Source organism: Nocardia sp. GP40 (genome assembly GCF_050434125.1).
Lineage (GTDB): Bacteria > Actinomycetota > Actinomycetes > Mycobacteriales > Mycobacteriaceae > Nocardia > Nocardia albiluteola.
In genome coordinates, this window is the sequence record NZ_JBNPVW010000021.1 from 63,139 (window position 1) to 79,963 (window position 16,825).

Sequence of the window (16,825 nt, forward strand, 5' to 3'; positions counted from 1 at the left end):
GCGATCTACCGGCGCCGCGAACTGCGTGAACGTGCCGGAAGAATCTAGCAGCCGCGACCTGTGACCCAGATCTCCGGGTTGCTCAGACAATGCCGGTTCAGCATGGTATGTGACGGAGCAGATCGAGAAACTCCCTTCCGCGCTCCGACTCCGCCCATCGCAAATGTCCCAGAAAGTAGTGGCGATAGGCGATGTCGGCATTGCCAGCACCGGGACGCGGCAGCACCGACAGGAAGTAGTCGATCTCGGAGAGTTGGTAGTGCACATGCGCCAGCGGGAAGATCTCCGGCAGGACGGCGCGTTCGCGGAGGGCGAGCGGGCGGATCTCGGCGTATCCACGCAGGAAGGCGGCCAGCTGATCGGTGTGGATCCGGGCCACACCGGTATCGCGCAGTCCGATCCAGTCGACGGCGAACCGCTCGATCGCGACCGCCAGGTCGAAGACGGCGGTCGTGCGATTGGCCAATCCGAAATCGAACACCGCCGTGATCGCGTCGGCACTGTCCGCCGCGAGCTCTCCGCCACCGGCGCTTCCCCTGGCGCTATCGCTGCGCCACAGCAGGTTTGTGGCATGCCAGTCGTTATGTGTCCAGAGTGGTTCCAGACCGGCGAGGTCGACCGCGGGCGGTACCCCCGGCCCGAGTTCCGCCTGCCAATCCCGTTCGGAGAGAAACGCCCCCAGCGCTGGGCGCGCGGCCGCATGCCGCTCGACACCCGGAACGAGATCCGTGCACTGCGCCGACAGCAAGGGCAGCGGCGGCCGGGAGGGTGCATCGAAACCACGTGCCGCGCAATGTATTCGAGCGAGCATGGCACCGGCTGCGGCAGCGTGCCCCGTGGAGCGATACGGCGACCACGAGAAATCGCCGCGATACGCGTCGTCGCCCGACCCCGGTGCCTGGAATTCGTAGCTGAATTCCCCGTGCGTGCGCGACCACACCTCGGGAATCGGAATCCCGCGTGCCCGAAGGTGATTCATGAATGCGTGCTCCTCGGCGAGCGCATCGGCATCGCGCAGTGCCACCGGCAACCGCTTCACCACCAGCCGTGCACCGTCGTCCAGGCGCACCCGCACGGTCGACGACAAAGGCCGGGGACTGCGCCACTCGATCTCAGCAGCGAGACCTCCCGACACCGAATCACAGTCGGCCAGAACACTATTGATCTCGTCGAGCGTCAACGGCGGCCAGTCGGGCTCGGCCATCCGGGCCTCCCCCATCCCGAACACCAGGCCCGCATCGGCCCGGTCGCGCGCGGTCACGGATGCCCGGCCGATCCCGGCGGAGCAGGCTCACGGCCGCTTTCACTCACGCGCGGGCCGACGCTCGACGAGCACCAGCACACCGGTCGCCACACCGGCGACCACGAACGAGAACAGCGACGCCGAGGACCACCAGCCCGGATGCACGTGCAGCGCATCCTGGGCGTGCCCCCACAGGCGCGCCCACCAGCCGACCGATCCGGGGTTGAGCAGCTGATAGACCGCGAAGCCCAGCGCCCACGGCAGCAGCATCAGCGGCCGGGCCGGGGCCCGTTCGTCCAGGTCCCAGCCCTGCCGGCCGCGCCCCAGGAAGTAGTCGACCACGAGCACCGCGCACAGCGGCACGAAGACCGAGCCGATCAGCAGCAGGAAATTCGAGAACCCGGTGAAATCGTGGACGCCCAGCGCCAGCACCGTCGCCAGCGCGCCGACCGCACCCGCGAGGATGCGCCGGTCCACCCGCGGCAGCAGATTCTGCAGCGACATCGCCGTCGAGTAGACGTTCGCGAAGGATTGATCCGATTCGCGCAGCACCAGCACCGCGAAGAACACCCAGCCCGCCGCGACACCCAGGAAGGTGTCGAAGATCTTGTCCGGATTCCCGCCGACCTGGATCAGCGCGATGACACCCAGCAGATAACACCAGGTCTGGGCGACCGAATAGCCGACCATCGCGGCGCCCGACGCCGCGCGCGCCGACCGGGCGTGCCGGGTGTAGTCCGCGGCCAGCGGCACGAACGACACCGCCACGGCCAGCGCGGTGTCCACGCCCGGAAAGAATCCGCTCCATGAGGTCCCGGGCACGTGCGGCAGCGGATGGCGCAGCAGTTGCACCGTGAAGTACAGCATCGAAATCGCCACGGCCACGGTCACATACCGGCGCAGGATGTGCAGCACCCGCAGCGGCCAGATCGACATCGCGGTGCACAGCACGCCCGCCGCGATGATCACCGGCGCGTGCGGGGCATGGCCGTGGGTCAGGGCCAGCACACCGCCCGCGATCACCGTCAGCTCGTAGACGCCCCAGCCGATGCACTGCACGATATTGGCCACCGTCGGCAGGTACGACAGCCTGGTGCCGAACAGTCCGCGGAAGTTGGCCATCGCCGGGGCGCCCGTGCGCGCCCCGACCGCGCCCGCCGCGGCCACCATGGCCGTGCCGAGCACGGTGCCCAGGATCGTCGCCAGCAGCGCTCCGACCAGTGGCAGCTGCGGATGCCCCGCCGGTTGCAGCACGAAGATCGCACCGGTGAAGCCGATGAGGCTCACACCCAGGTTGGCCCAGAACGCGGTCTGATCGGCGAGGGACAGGCTGCGCGGCGGATCGGTGGTCAGCACCAGCGGCGCTTCATCGGCGCGTATCGGTCGGGTTGTCGTCATAGCGGATCCGATGCTACGGGGCCCTCGAAGCCGCAAATGTCCTGATCCGCCGATTCACCCCCGACGCCTGTCGTGGTCGACCCTGCGGTGACCGGCCGCCGGGTTCGAGCCGTCTCGGGCGGGTGGAGCGCAGCTCGGTGCGCGGGCCGAGTCCTCGATGGCGCGCCGGGAGTACATCGGCGCAGGACACAGGCGGTTCGGTGGTATACGGGGGTAGCAGGTAACCTCATCCCGGATGGTTAGTGTCACGGACTCCGCACGTCAGCAGCCCGCGACCCGTCCGATGCGACGCGTCCGATGGCTGGTACCGCCGACCCTCGTCACCGCCGCGGTGCTGTGGATGGCGCATCCGACCTGGCCGATTTTGCCCATCAGCCGGGTGTTCATCGATCTGCAGGTGTACCGGCTCGGGGTGCAGGCCGCCATCCACGGCGTCGACATGTACGGCACGCTGCCCAAGACCACCATGGGGATGGGGCTGCCGTTCATCTATCCCCCATTCGCGGCGATCGCGCTGGGCCCGTTCGCGCTGATTCCGTGGGGCGTGACGCAGTGGGCCTTCTTCGTCGTGTCGGTGCTGGCGCTGTCGATCACGATCTATCTCACCGCGCGCCGGGTGTGGGGTGAGCGCGGCACCGAGCTGGTGCTGTGGGCGACCGCGTGCGCGATCCCGCTCGGGGTGCTGCTCGAGCCGGTGCATTCGACGCTGGACTTCGGCCAGGTCAACCTGATCCTGATGGTGCTGGTCGCCGCCGACTGCCTGACCGAGAAGCCGAAGTGGCGGCGCGGCATCGGGGTCGGCATCGCCGCCGCGATCAAGCTGACCCCGGCCGCGTTCGTGCTGTACTTCCTGATCCGCCGCGACTACAAGGCGGCGATCACCGCCGCCGTCACCGGGGCCGTGGCGACCGCGCTGGGCTTCGCGCTGATGCCGCACGAATCCACGAAGTACTGGTTCGGCGGGATGGGCAACGTGTCCGGGCTCAGCGGTTCGTCGTTCCGCACCAACCAGTCCATCCAGGGCGTGCTCTCGCGCCTGCGGGTGCCCGAGCCGGCGTTCACCGCGCTGTGGGCGGTGCTGAGCCTGGCGCTGCTGGTGCTGGCCGTGGCCGCCATGCGGCGCGCGGCGGACAATCCGCCGCTGGCGATGTCGTTCAACGCCGTGTTCACGCTGCTGGTCTCGCCGATCTCGTGGTCGCACCACTGGGTGTGGATCGCCCCCGCGCTGCTGGCGGCGGTCGGCGCGGCCACCCGGCTGCCGCGGCGCCGCGCGCTGATCTGGTATCTGTTCCTGCTGGCCACGGCCTGGATCTTCGTGGACGGCCCGCAGAACCGCCTGCCCGGCGACAACAACCGCGAATTGTCCTGGACCCCTTGGCAGCACATCGTCGGCGACACCTACGTGTGGTTGAGCGTGCTGCTGGTGATCCTGTACGTGATCAGCACGCCGCGCCCGGCGAACGCCGAACCGCTGCTGCCGAATTCGCTGCGCCCATTGCGCTCCAAGACCTGAGGAGGCCGCCGCGGTACCGGTTCCGGTGCAGCTCGGACGGGGTCCGGCGTATCGTTCACTCTTGTTGTCGCACAATCCGGTTGATACGTTGCCGAGCACGCAGGCGGCCGGGACCGACGGAGGATGATGACCGAGTTCGAGGACGCCGCGAAGCCGAAAGCGGACCTGAACACGCCGAGCAGCGCCCGGATCTACGACTACGTTCTCGGTGGGAAGGACAACTACCAGGCGGATCGGGACGCGGCCGAGAAGGTCATCGCGGCGTATCCGACGGTTCGTGAGGCCGCGAGCCACAATCGGCACTTCATGAACCGCGCGGTCAATGCGCTCACCGACATGGGGATCGTGCAGTTCCTCGACATCGGCACCGGCATTCCCACCGTGCCGAACCTGCATCAGCTCGCCCAGGAGGTGGTCCCCGAAGCCCGGGTGGTCTACGTCGACAACGATCCGATCGTGCTGGCCCACGCCCGTGCGCTGCTGCACGGCAAACCCGAGGGGCGAACCGTCTACCTCGATGCGGACCTGAACGACCCGGCGGCGATCCTGAACTCCCGCGAGCTGCACGAGACCCTGGATCTGGACCGCCCGGTCGCGTTGAGCCTGGTCGCGGTCCTGCATTTCCTCTCCGACGAGCAGGACCCCTACGGCATCGTCGACACGCTGCTGGACGCCCTGGTACCCGGCTCGGTCCTGGTGGCATCGCACATCACCGCCGACCTCGATCCGGTCGGCATGACCAAGGCCCTGGACATGTACCGGCAGGGCGGGGTGTACGCCCAGGGACGCAGCCGGGAGGAATTCGCCCGCTTCTTCGACGGCCTGGAGCTGCTGGATCCGGGGGTCGTCGTCGTCAACCGGTGGCGGCCGACGCTGCACACCCCGAGAACCCCCGACGAGCAGGTCAACTGCTGGGGTGCCGTCGCCCGCAAGGGCTGAGCTCGGCACGATGGGTGGGTGCACCCTTGACGTCAACCGGCCCGTGCCGTCTCAGCTGGATTGTCCGAAGGTGATATCACCGTGGATGTCACGGGCCTGCAACACATTTCCCAGGGTAGTCCCGGAAAGATCGTTGGCGACACTGCCGTCACTCGCGCGGCCGTCTACCGTCAGGCTTGCCCACTCAGCCCGTAACTTCTCCTTGAAACTCCCGTCGGATCGCTCGGCACGTTCGAGAATCTCGGCCAGCATCAGCACCTTTGGCGAATCAGGTCCCGCGCCTACCGCCTCATCGAGGACCGCGGCCTCCTCGGAACTCTTTGCGAACTTCTTGCGAACAAGGTCGTAGAGCCCACCGGCAGCCTTGGCGGCCAACGAACTAGCAATCGAAATCATAACTGGCTCAACCATTTCGGCCCCCTCGAGCATCGATGACCACTTCCGGCTATGATACTTCGCCGCCGGCCATTCCCCAGTTCCTTCAGACGTGTAGTCCCTAGCCTGCTTCGTCCTCGAGGACAGCCGCGATACGCCGCCGCATGCGGACAGCCTTCGGATCGTCGAATTCGGCGAGGATGGATTGGGCTTCCTCCAAGCACGACCGGGCACTGCCTGCGTCACCGACATGGCGCATGTCGGTACCGAGCTGTTCCAGGGCCGATGCGAGCAGCCACCGGTCGCCGAGTTCACGCTGTGCGGCGACGGCCAGTCGATGGAAGGCTACTGCCTCGTCCGGCCTGTCCAGTTCCCGGTACACCTCGCCGGCGCCGTCCCACGATTGTGCCTCGCGTCCGCGATCACCGATCCGACGATGCAGAGCCGCCGCGCGTTGATACGATTCCAGCGCTTCGCCATACCGGCCCAGTGCCCGCTGGACCGCTCCCAACTCCATTGTCCAGCACCCCTCCCACATATGGTTGCCGTGATTGCGGGCGATATCCACGGCCTCCTGCGCGGCGAGCAGAGCTTCGTCGGGACGATCGAGTTCACGCATGGCCATGCTGAGCAACCACAGCGCGTTCCCCACCCTGGAGGACTGCTCGCGTTCCCGGAAGATCGCCAGTGCCGGGCGAAGCAGCGCGGCGGCCTCGTGCTGGCGCCCGAGGCGAACATAGGCCTCGGCGATATTGACGGTGGCGAGCACCTCCCACATCGAGTCACCGAGATCGTGCAACACGACGCGGCACTGCTCCAAGTGCGCCAGCGCCCCCGTGAGATCGTGCTCCCGAAAAGCCAGCAGCCCCAATCCATTCAGAGACATGGCCGCTCCGAACCGATCGCCGGTCTCACGTCGAATCGCCAGGGCCGCGCGATGGTGTTCGGCCCCTTCGGCCAAACTGCCGGACTGGGTGTAGGCGATCCCTAGGCTCTCCAGAACCTCGGCCTCCCCGCCACGGTCGCGTGCGCGGCGCGCGGCGGCGAGTGCGACGTGCCCGGTGATCAGCCAGTCGTCGAACGGATTCTCCTGCATATAGATGCTGCGCAGTACGACATGGAGTCGCCAGGCCAGACGATCCAGCCCGGCGTCCGCCGCGGTGCGAACGGCGCCTACCAGGTTGACCCGCTCGAGGTCGTACCAGCGCACCGCTCGTTCGGCGTTGTCGAACGCGACCGGCATGATCGTGGTCCAGATCCGTTCCGGCGCCTCGTCCGGGTCGAACGCGACATGCGGTTCCATCGGGCTGATGTGTGCCTGAGCCGCATCCGCGCCGAGCAGGTACCACAACAGGATGCGCCGCAGTGGCGCTGTCCGAGCCTCGGGCGGCTCAGTGGAGTGAATCTGGTCCAGCGCGTATGCCCGCAGCAGGTCATGGAACCGGAAGCGGTCTGGGGCATGCTGCTCGATGAGATGCGCACCCACGAGGACGTCCAACAGATATCGTGCCTGCCGGTCGGATAGGTCGGCCAGGGCCGTCGCCGCCGCGGTACCGAACTCGGGCCCCGGGTGCAGGCTGAGCAAACGGAACAAGGTTGCCGCTTCCTCGGGTAGCGCCCGATACAACCATGCAAACACTGTGCGCACGTCTGTTTCGTGTTCCGGGCTCGACCCCAACGCATCCCAGAGTTTGGACTCGTCGCGAAGATCCGCGATCAGATCGGTCAGTGGCACGCAGGGCCTGCTCGCAGCGCGGTCCGCGGCGATGCGCAAGGCCAGCGGCAGTCTCCCGCACAGCCGGGCCAATTCCGCGAGTTGCTCGGCATCGTCGGCGACCCGTTCGTCGGACGTCGCGGCGCGCAGCAAGGTCACCGACTCGTTGTCGCTCAGCACATTCAGAGTCAGCCGTTTCGCGCCTGCCCGCACGGCCAAGCCGGGCAGATCGCTACGGCTGGTCACCACCGCCAGGCAGTCGGACGTGCCCGGCAACAGGGGTAGCACCTGGGCGGTCGTCGACGCGTTGTCGAGAACGACCAGCATCCGCCGTTCGGCCAGCAGCGATCGGAACAGGGCCGCCTTGCCCGCCTCGTCGGCTGGAATCCTGGCTGGTGTGACACCGAGCGCACGGAGGAATCCGTCAAGGGCCTGACCGGGAGTGAGCGGGGCGCCGGCGTCGTAGCCCCGCAGGTCGACATAGAGCTGTCCGCTGGGAAATCTATCCCGAACCCGGTGTGCCCAGCGTAGAGCGAGCGAGGTCTTTCCAACCCCTGCGGTCCCCGTAATCACCGATACCCCACACACCAGCGGCTCATCGGGATCGCCCGCCAGTACCCGGTCGAGCCGCGCGAGGTCGGCCAGCCGGTTGACGAAACCGCGGATATCGGCCGGCAGTTGCCGCGGTGTTGGATCATCGGCTCCACGGCGGTCGCTTCCAGCATGGAAATGCACTCCACCGTGGACGTCTCGAGCCTGCACGATGTCGCCGCCCGAACCCGAGAGCTCGGAATGCGTGGAGCCGTCGCCGGAGCTCCCGCCATCCTCATCGGCCCCGGTCATTCGATACCACGTAGGGATTTATACGTTTGTCGCACAGTCAGCGTCTTTCCGGCGGATCCATGGTGGTCACCCGTCGATCGAAGAAGCTGCTCATGTCCTCACCTACCGCGTACACCTCCCGCATGAGATCGGTACAGCGGGTGTAGATATCGGGATCCTCGTACCGGCTTGCGCCGATCAGGGTGCCGGTTTCGTCGTAGCGGAATTCGTAGACCGTTTCCGTGCCGACCGTCAACAGTTCGGGCAGTTCACCACTGGACTCGTACCGATCGATGGCCTCCGGCCCAACGATGCGGATCTTCTCGCCGTACTCCGCTCGCAGGGCCAAGAGATGAAGTTCCCACTGCAGATACGGAACGATCGGCTCCTCGACCACACGCACCCGGTAGAGGTCGATGCCCCGCGTAATCGTGTCGCTCCGCAACTCAGCCAGGTTCGGACGTTCCTTCTCGAGCAGCCGCAGAGCTTCCGCCCATTCGCCCCGGTCGAAGGCCTCCCAACTGGCGAACTGCGGATCGCGGAAATGCTGTCGGCGTTCGAGCTTCCATGAATCGAGCCCACCGGGCGCGGCGAAGCGCTTCTCGTAATCCGCATGCATAGCGTCGGTGGCCAGGAATTCGCCGGGGATGTCTCGAAACAGATCATGCATCTGGAATATCCGACTTGGCTGCGATGATCATCGCTCGCGGAATGATTACCAAGCGCTCATCGTGGTAGATTGTCACGTCTTGGGGGAGACGGGTGGCATAGACATCCGTCAGGTCCCGACCGATTACCGCGATGTCGCCATTATCGAGCTCCCAAATATCTGGGCACGAGTCCCGTCCACCGGTCTGGCCCAGCTCCTTGGCCGACTTGCCCAAGCGTCGCGCCATCGACGCCGCGGGATCGGCCTCCCACCTTCGCTCCATAGCCACCCCTGTGCGTTGGGTTGAGGTAAGTTCGACATCCAATTCTATAGCACGTCAACAAGATCCGCGCAGAGATCTACCGCGGGGAGCTGTCGTTCGATGTCCCACGGGCAACACATGAACGGTAGTCTCGAGGTGAGTCTCGCACGTCGAGAGGGGCTGCTTTGGTCGAACCACTACGGGTTGTGCTGGCCTCGTCGAGGGCCGACGGACTCGTTGCCCTTTATGATGGCTGCAAACAAACTGGACATCTTCCAATAGCCGCTGTCGTACCACGCTCGGCGGTGTCGGAGGGTGCAAAATCCGTTGCGGCATTCGCCGCAATCACCCAGGCAGTACCGAACGGTCTGGATTTGATAATGGTTGCCGGAAATAGCGGACTTGGCATGGTTTTATCCGGCTATCGCGCCGACGTAATGATCTGTCATGGATTCCCCTGGCGACTCTCCGGTACAGTTTTGCAGGCGCCGCGCCTGGGAGTTCTCAATGTTCACACCTCACTGTTGCCTCAGCACCGCGGCCCGATGCCCGTCCACTGGGCTCTGCTACACGGAGACGCCGAGACGGGGGTCACGATTCATTGGATGGATCGCGAATTCGACTCGGGCCCGGTCGTAGTGCAGCGAGGCGGGGTTCGCCTGCCAGAGGCCATCGACGACGCAACCGCCGATGGTCTGATCCGCGATTTCGATGACATCACGCGAGACCTGGTGCCGACAGCCTTGGAACGAGCGGCACAGGGGTTCCCTGGAGAACCACAGAACGAGGCGGACGCAACATACGAGGGCCCCGTCGGTCCCGAGTGGTCGACGGTCGACTGGTCGAGAACGGCACGCGAGATTCACAACCAAGTGCGGACACGACGGTTCGGTATCTACGATCCCCCCGGCCCCGTCGCCGAGCTGAACGGTCGCCGGATCTCTCTGCTGCGGACCAGCCTGACGCCGGCTGCCGGGCTGCGAGTTCGTTGCTCCGATGCTTCCCTGTGGATAACGGAGTATCGCGAGGCCTGACTCCGGTCAGTCGAGCTGTGCGGCAATATCTTTGAGTTCTCCGCGCGAGGTCACGCCGAGTTTCGGGTACGCCTTGTAGAGGTGGTAGCCGACGGTGCGGTGGCTCAGGAACAGCTGGGCGGCGATGTCCCGGTTGGACAGGCCCTGGGCGGCCAGGCGCACGATCTGCAGTTCCTGTGGGGTCAGCCCGGCCACCGCGCGGTCGCGGGCGCGCTCACCGGCCTCCGGAGCACCGGCGGCGGTAAGTTCGTTGCGCGCCCGCCGTGCCCACGGTTCCATGCCGAGCCGAGAGAAGATCGTCAGCGCCTCGGTAAGATGGGTTCGCGCCGGGGCCTTGCGCCGCTCCCGGCGCAGCCATTCGCCGAAAAGCAGTGCGGTACGGGCATATTCGATAGGGCGGCCGTCGGCATCGTGGGCCGCCAGGGCCCGGGTGTACAGGTCTTCGGCGGCTGCGTCGTCGAGCAGTGCGCGACAGCGCAGGACCAGGGCGTCGGCCCAGGGCTGCCGCACCGACGCGGCCCAGCCCTCGAATCGCGCGAACGGGGCGGCGGCCCGCTCGGGCTCGCCCACCCGGACGGCCGATTCGACCAGATCGGGAATCGACCGGGTGGCACAGATGTGGTGGCTCAACGGTTCCCGGGTCAGGCGCTCGAACCGCGACAGCGCGGCCTCGGCGCGGCCGAGCCCGAGTTCGAGCAGGCCCAGGGACCACTGCGCCCAACCCGCGCCCGGGGCAAGGGATCCCGCACTGTCCCCGCCCAGGCCCGCCGACGCGGCGGCCCGGCATTCCTCCTCGCGCCCGCTCACCGCGTGCACGAAGGCCAGCACGCTGCTGAGCTGGCTGATCCACTGCTGCTGGCCGGTGACGCGGGCCAGCTCCAGGCCCTCGGTGGCGGTGGCGAGCGCGGCGCCCGGACGACCGGTGAAGCCGTCCACCTCGGCGACGAAGAACAGCACCGTGGGCAGCCTTCCGGCCGCGCCGGTGGTCCGGTATCGCGCGGCCAGGCCGGTCGCGAGGTCGTACGCCGCGCGGTCCTGACCGCGTGCCATCGCCACCCCGCACAGCATGATCAGCACCTGGTCCGAAACCTCGCCCCGGGCGCGGATTTCCGCCAGGGTGTCGGTCAGCGAGGGCGGCGGCGCACCGGGCCCGGAGTCCAGCAGCCGCGCGACGAACGCCGCCGCGGGCATGATCGGGTGCGCCCGCGGCAGTTCCAGCGCGCCGAGGCGTTCCAGCACCTCGGCCAGCGCGCCCTCACCCAGGTACCAGCCGGTGTGGATGGCCTGCAGCAGCTGCGCCGCGGACTGCCCGGGATCCGGCTCGGCAATCAGCGCCGCGCCGTCCAGCAGCAGCCGGTGCCCGGCGGGATAGTCCCGCTGCCAGAAGGTCGCGAGGGCCTGCACCTGAAACAGGCCGGCGCGCAGGGCATTGTCGTCCGTGCGCCCGATCGCGCGCCGCGCGAGCCTGCGCGCGTGGTCCAGATCCCCTGCCTCCAGGGCGGATTGGGCGGCCAGCGCCTCGCGCCGCGCCCGCGGACCGGGCTCGGTACTGAGCCGGGCCGAACGCTCGTAGGCCGCTGCGGCGGCCTGCTGACCGCCCCGCTCCCGGGCCCGCACCGCGGTGCGTTCCAGCGCGTCCGCCACCTCGGCATCGGGTCCCGCGGCCGCCGCGGCCAGGTGCCAGGCGCGATGGTCGGCGTCCTCGGCGTCCGTGAGCGCGTCGGCCAGGGCTCGATGCACCGCGATCCGCTGCCCGAGCGGTGCGCGCTCGTAGACCGCCGCACGAATCAGCGGATGCCTGAAAACGATTGCCGCACCGGCGGTATCGCCCCCGGCACCGCCGCCGCCCCAGCCGTCCGCACCGGGACGTCCGCCGGTCCACCGCAGCAGGCCCGCCTCCTCCGCGGGCGCCAGGTCGTCGATGTCGGCGCCCAGCGTTGCCGCTGCCCGCAGCACCACGGCCGGATCCCCGGACTCGTGCGCGGCGACGACGAGCAGCAGGCCCTGGGTGGCGGCGGGCAGGCGGCTGACCTGACCGTGGAAGGCCAGCCGCAGCCGGTCGGTGAGCGGCAGCGCGCCCGCGCGCAGATCCGAGGAGGGCTCGGCGGCCAGTGCGATCGGCAACTCCCGCAAGGCAAGTGGATTGCCCTGCGCCTCGGCCAGCAGCCGGTAGCGCACGGCCGGTGCGAGCTCGAGCCCGTCGAGCAGCGCGGCGGCCGCATCCGCCGACAGGCCGGTCACGCGATGTTCGGGCAGTCCGTCGGCGGGGAACGCGCCCTCGCCGTCCCGGGACGCGAAGACCATCGCCACGCCCTCGGCGTAGAGCCGGCGGGCGGCGAACAGCAGCGCGTCGCGCGAGGCACGGTCGAGCCACTGCGCGTCGTCGACCAGCACGAGCGCGCCGGACTCGCCCCCGTGATCGGCCAGCAGCGAGAGCACGGCGAGTCCGACGAGCATCGGATCCGCGCCCGCGCCCGCACCGATTCCCAGCGCCGATTCCAGTGCAGTGCGCTGGGATTCGGGCAGGCCGGCGAGAGTATCCGTCGCCGGCCGTGACGCCTGCCGGCTCACCCCGCCGAGCACCGGGCGCAGCAGCAATTGCAGGCCGGCGAACGGTAATTCGGCCTCCACCTCGATGCCCGCCCCCCGCAGCACCCGCAGCCCACCCGCCCACGCGGCGGCATGATCGAGCAACGCGGACTTGCCGATTCCCGGCTCGCCGCGCAATACCACTGCTGCACTACCGCCCTCGCGTGCGGTGTTCACCAGTGCGGCGAGAACGGCGATCTCGGTCTCCCGGCCGCGCAGGTCCCTCTCCGGGCCACCCACGCTCTCAACAGCATCCGGCATCAATGATTCGATCGGGAAACTCACAGCGCGGCGGCCGCGTCGAGAATCATCCGGCGCGAACGGTCGGGGGTCTCGGCCTGCACGCTGATGCGGTCCATGACATGGCGGTAGTTTTCCAGATCAGCCTGCTTGTCCATGTAGGTCGAGCTGCTCAGCTGCTCGGTGTAGACCACGTCGGGCAGGTCCTTCTCGGCGAAGCGCAGCATCGTGAACGAACTACCCAGTGCCGCATGGCCGCCCGCGGCGTACGACAGCACCTGGATGGTCACCCGCAGATGCTCGCTCATCTGCGCCAGATGCTCGAGCTGCCCGCGCAGCACGGCGACGCCGCCGAGCGGACGATGCAGCACCGCCTCGTCCAGCACCGCCCACAGCGTCGGCCCGGAGGGCCAGTCCAGCATCTCCTGACGACGCTTGCGCAGCTGCACCCGGCGCGCGGCGTCGGAGTTTCCGTGGCCGAGCGCGACCACCGCGCGGGCATAGTCCTCGGTCTGCAGCAGCCCCGGAACCAGTTGCGCCTCGAAGGTTCTGATCGAATACGCCGCCTGCTCGAGCCCGATATACGTCTCGAACCAGGAGGGCATCAGATCGTTGTAGCGGTGCCACCAGCCGGGCTCGTTCGCCCTGCGGACCAACTCCAGGAACTCGCCGATATCGTCGGGGTCGACGTGGTAGAGCTCCAGCAGATCGCGGACGTCGCGCTCCTTGAAACCCGTGCGGCCCAACTCGAGTCGGCTGATCTTGGCGGTCGAGCCGCGAATATGATCGGCGGCCTGCTCCGGCGTGATACCTGCTTGGTTGCGAAGCTTGCGCAGCTGCCCGCCCACCAGCATCCGCAGCGCCGTCGGACCTCGTTCGGGGACGATCGAGTCGACGCTCGAGATCCGGTAGAACTCTGCGGTCATGAGGTCAGCTCCGATAGTCGAAAGGCTGGCAGCGGTGGGGATGCAATGGTATTCGGCCCGTACATCACCTCGCCAGAAGCCATGGTATCGCCCCGAACGCCCGGTCGTCGAACCCTTCATCGATTTTGCGGTAGTAATTTGCGGCGAAATCGGTCGGTTTCGAACCCTTCTCGAGCGACCATCCAGTAGGTATTAGCTGGCAATATGCGCCCGCCACAGCGCTGGCCGAGCCCCGCCGCCGCACCGGGCGAGAAGCCTTCCAAATCCGGTGGGGTGCTCGGCGATCCGTCCACCCCTGGGAAGCGGTGTGCGACCCTCGGCGGGTTCGAGCTCCCGGGCCGGGTGACAGGACGCCGACGCATCGACCGCGCGCAGGCACCGGCCGTCGCCGACGTGGCGCAGCTCACTTTCGGCCGCCTCCGGTCCGTGAGCAGGTATTTTCCGGCCTCCACGCGGAGCGGTGACCCGGAAAATCGGGTGCGATTGCCGACAACCGCTGGAATACTCTCGCGGATGCGATGAGTTGACCCGATAGATTCCGTCCTCACTCGTATGGCGCCGAACCCAACGACGGGTGGCGCTCATCCCGACCCCGTTCAACGCTCCCGGAGGTACCCCATGTCCGCCGACCTAGACGCTCGTCCAACAGGGCGTCGGACGCCGACCGTCATCCGGCTCCTGGTGCTCGCGACCTTCGTCGTGATCCTGAACGAGACCATCATGATCAACGCGATCCCGCGCCTCATGGTGGACATGAAGGTCAGCGACCGTACGGCGCAATGGGTTTCCACCGCGTTCATGCTCGCGATGGCCGCACTCATCCCGATCACCGGATGGTTCCTGCAGCGGGTCAGCACCCGGCGCGCCTACGGGTTCGCGATGGGCGTGTTCCTGACCGGCACCACGATCGCGGCCATCGCCCCCGACTTCGGGGTGCTGCTCCTCGGGCGCGTCGTGCAGGCCGGCGGCACCGCGGTCATGATGCCGCTGCTGATGACCACGCTGATGACGGTGGTGCCCGAGCACGACCGCGGCCGGGTCATGGGCAACGTCACCCTGGCCATCTCGGTGGCCCCCGCCATGGGTCCGGTCATCTCCGGTCTGGTCCTGCAGCTCGGCTCGTGGCGCTACCTGTTCCTGTTCGTGCTGCCGATCGCGGCCGCGGTCACCTGGCTGGGCCTGCGTCAGCTGGAGAACATCGGCGAGCCGGAGGGCGGCACGATCGACTGGCTCAGCGTCGTGCTCGCGGCCCTGGGCTTCGGTGGGCTGGTGTTCGGCCTGAGCCGGTTCGGCGAGGGCAGCGTGCTGACCCCCGCCCTGATCGTCACCGCCGGGCTCATCCTGATCGGCGCGTTCGCGGGTCGTCAGGTGATGTTGCAGCGCAACGGAACTCCGCTGCTGGACCTGCGCACCCTGCTGTCGGGCGCGTACGCCAAGGGCCTGGTCCTGATGTCGATCGCGTTCCTGGCGATGATGGGCTCGATGATCCTGCTGCCGCTGTATCTGCAGAACCTGCGGCACCTGAGCCCGCTGCAGACGGGTCTGCTGGTCATGCCCGGCGGTCTGGCGATGGGCGTGCTCGGCCCGACGGTCGGGCGCGTGTTCGACCGGTTCGGCGGCCGCGTGCTGGTCATTCCGGCCTCGATCGGCATCACCGCCGCCCTGGCCGGATTTACGCAGATCTCCCTTACCACGCCGTACTGGCTGCTGGTTGGCCTGCACATCCTGCTGATGCTGTCGCTGGCCGCGGCGTTCACGCCGGTGTTCACCCTCAGCCTCGGCGCGCTGCCGCAGCATCTGTACTCGCACGGCAGCTCGATGCTGGCCACCCTGCAGCAGGTGGCCGCGGCATTCGGTACCGCGCTGGTCATCACGGTGCTCTCGGCCCGCAGCACCTCGCTGATCTCGCACGGCGCCAACCCGATTCACGCCACCCTGAGCGGCATGCAGCTGGCATTCGGCGTCTCCGCGGCGCTGTCCGTCCTGGTCGTCATCGCCGCGATCCTGCTGCCCAATCGGGCAAACACTCCGCTCGAGGAGGTCGCCGCGTCGGACGAGGTCATCGCCTCCGATGCGGCCGTGGCGGATCTGGTCGCGGACTGAATCACCGGCGATCCGGGAGCGGGCTGCCCGCTCCCGGATCCTCCCCGTACCGGGAATCCGCGCCGATCATGCCTTGATGAACTCGAGCAGATCGGCGTTCAGCTGATCGGCGTGGCTCGCGTAGAGGCCGTGTCCGCCGGTTGGGTACTCCTTGTAGACGGCCTCGGGCAGCGCGGCGGCCAGCTGCCGCCCCGTCACCTCGACCGGCGCGGAGAAGTCCGCCGCACCGTGCACGATCAGAGTGTCGATATCGAAGGAGCGCAACGCCTCCCGGCTGTCGCAGCGGGCGATGGCCTCCTGGATCTTCAGCATCGCCCACGGCGAGCAGGACAGGCACTGCTGGTAGGTCAGGTCGACCTGGCTCGGGGAGACCCCGGTGGCCAGGTGGGTGGCGAAGTACGCCTGGGTCTGCCGCGCAAGCCAGTTCGAGCGGTCCGTGCGAATGTCGTGCAGCATGGCCTCCAGCGCCGCCTCGGGCACCCCGATCGGATTGTCCTGCGCCTGCAGCAGATACGGCAGGATCGCCGCGACATAGGCCACTCGCGCCACCCGCTCGGTGCCCCGGCGGGCCAGGTAGTGGGCGATCTCCGCGCCGCCCGTCGAGTGCCCGACCAGGGTGGCGTCGCGCAGATCCAGATGATCCAGCAGCGCCTCCATATCGGCGGAGGTGGTCGCGATGTCGTATCCGGACACCGGCCGGTCCGAGCGGCCGTGTCCGCGGCGATCCAGCGCGATGCACCGGTATCCGCGCTCGACGAAGAAGGGAATCTGGCACTCCCACATGTCAGCGTTCAGCATCGCCCCGGCCAGGAAGACGATCGGCTCGCCGGTCCCGTACTCCTCGTACGCCAGGGTGGTGCCGTCGGTGGGGGTGGTGAAGAACATTTCGTGCTCCTTTGTGCTCGTTGTCGCTGTACACAAAGGTATTGAGGATCGGGCGGCCTGGAATCCGTCACGCTTAGGTACTTTCGACCGGGATACCGGTGCACTCGCGCGCCATCCCCGGACGCGGGCGACA

The 16,825-nt window shown here is 67.8% G+C and carries 13 protein-coding genes; 4 read left to right on the forward strand and 9 right to left on the reverse strand.

All coding sequences use genetic code 11. The features are described 5' to 3' along the window. Positions 1 to 97 precede the first annotated feature (97 nt). Entirely contained in the window at positions 98 to 1,261 is a 1,164-nt protein-coding gene (locus tag ABH933_RS41110) for a phosphotransferase enzyme family protein (protein ID WP_429427600.1), read from the reverse strand. A gap of 42 nt (positions 1,262 to 1,303) precedes the next feature. Continuing rightward, entirely contained in the window at positions 1,304 to 2,641 is a 1,338-nt protein-coding gene (locus tag ABH933_RS41115) for a purine-cytosine permease family protein (protein ID WP_215923595.1), read from the reverse strand. 235 nt (positions 2,642 to 2,876) lie between these two features. Between ABH933_RS41115 and ABH933_RS41120 the strand changes: the two genes are divergently transcribed. Both ABH933_RS41120 and ABH933_RS41125 read left to right on the forward strand, forming a co-directional pair. Continuing rightward, entirely contained in the window at positions 2,877 to 4,154 is a 1,278-nt protein-coding gene (locus ABH933_RS41120; protein ID WP_429427597.1) for a glycosyltransferase 87 family protein, read from the forward strand. Positions 4,155 to 4,280: 126 nt separating this feature from the next. Further along, positions 4,281 to 5,093 carry an SAM-dependent methyltransferase gene (locus ABH933_RS41125; protein ID WP_429427595.1) on the forward strand — a complete coding sequence of 271 codons (813 nt, stop codon included), beginning with the start codon at positions 4,281 to 4,283 and terminating at the stop codon, positions 5,091 to 5,093. A 51-nt stretch (positions 5,094 to 5,144) separates the two neighbouring features. On the opposite strand, the gene ABH933_RS41130 is transcribed toward ABH933_RS41125, so the two are convergent. From ABH933_RS41130 to ABH933_RS41145, 4 genes are all read right to left on the reverse strand, one after another. Next, positions 5,145 to 5,489, reverse strand: a complete 345-nt coding sequence (locus ABH933_RS41130) for a hypothetical protein (protein ID WP_429455281.1) — start codon at positions 5,487 to 5,489, stop codon at positions 5,145 to 5,147. Positions 5,490 to 5,589: 100 nt separating this feature from the next. Then, on the reverse strand, positions 5,590 to 8,025 hold the full coding sequence (locus ABH933_RS41135; protein WP_429427591.1) for an ATP-binding protein: 2,436 nt from the start codon (positions 8,023 to 8,025) through the stop codon (positions 5,590 to 5,592). 37 nt (positions 8,026 to 8,062) lie between these two features. Then, on the reverse strand, positions 8,063 to 8,674 hold the full coding sequence (locus tag ABH933_RS41140; protein ID WP_429427589.1) for a DUF6879 family protein: 612 nt from the start codon (positions 8,672 to 8,674) through the stop codon (positions 8,063 to 8,065). After that, entirely contained in the window at positions 8,667 to 8,888 is a 222-nt protein-coding gene (locus ABH933_RS41145) for a hypothetical protein (RefSeq protein WP_429427587.1), read from the reverse strand. Before ABH933_RS41145 ends, ABH933_RS41140 begins: the two co-directional genes overlap by 8 nt. Before the next feature lie 233 nt (positions 8,889 to 9,121). On the opposite strand from ABH933_RS41145, the gene ABH933_RS41150 reads away from it, so the two are divergent. Next, complete coding sequence (locus ABH933_RS41150; protein ID WP_429427711.1) at positions 9,122 to 9,949, forward strand: methionyl-tRNA formyltransferase; 828 nt, start codon at positions 9,122 to 9,124, stop codon at positions 9,947 to 9,949. Positions 9,950 to 9,955: 6 nt separating this feature from the next. Here the strand turns inward: ABH933_RS41150 and ABH933_RS41155 are convergent, their stop codons facing one another. Together ABH933_RS41155 and ABH933_RS41160 are read right to left on the reverse strand one after the other, a co-directional pair. After that, complete coding sequence (locus ABH933_RS41155; protein WP_429427585.1) at positions 9,956 to 12,799, reverse strand: ATP-binding protein; 2,844 nt, start codon at positions 12,797 to 12,799, stop codon at positions 9,956 to 9,958. 20 nt (positions 12,800 to 12,819) lie between these two features. Then, the gene (locus ABH933_RS41160) at positions 12,820 to 13,704 is read right to left on the reverse strand and encodes a helix-turn-helix domain-containing protein (protein WP_429427583.1); all 885 of its coding nucleotides are present in this window, start codon (positions 13,702 to 13,704) and stop codon (positions 12,820 to 12,822) included. 618 nt (positions 13,705 to 14,322) lie between these two features. Here ABH933_RS41160 and ABH933_RS41165 point away from each other — a divergent pair. Further along, positions 14,323 to 15,807 carry an MDR family MFS transporter gene (locus ABH933_RS41165; RefSeq protein ID WP_429427581.1) on the forward strand — a complete coding sequence of 495 codons (1,485 nt, stop codon included), beginning with the start codon at positions 14,323 to 14,325 and terminating at the stop codon, positions 15,805 to 15,807. 66 nt (positions 15,808 to 15,873) lie between these two features. Here the strand turns inward: ABH933_RS41165 and ABH933_RS41170 are convergent, their stop codons facing one another. Beyond that, on the reverse strand, positions 15,874 to 16,692 hold the full coding sequence (locus ABH933_RS41170) for an alpha/beta fold hydrolase (RefSeq protein WP_429427579.1): 819 nt from the start codon (positions 16,690 to 16,692) through the stop codon (positions 15,874 to 15,876). Positions 16,693 to 16,825 lie beyond the last annotated feature (133 nt).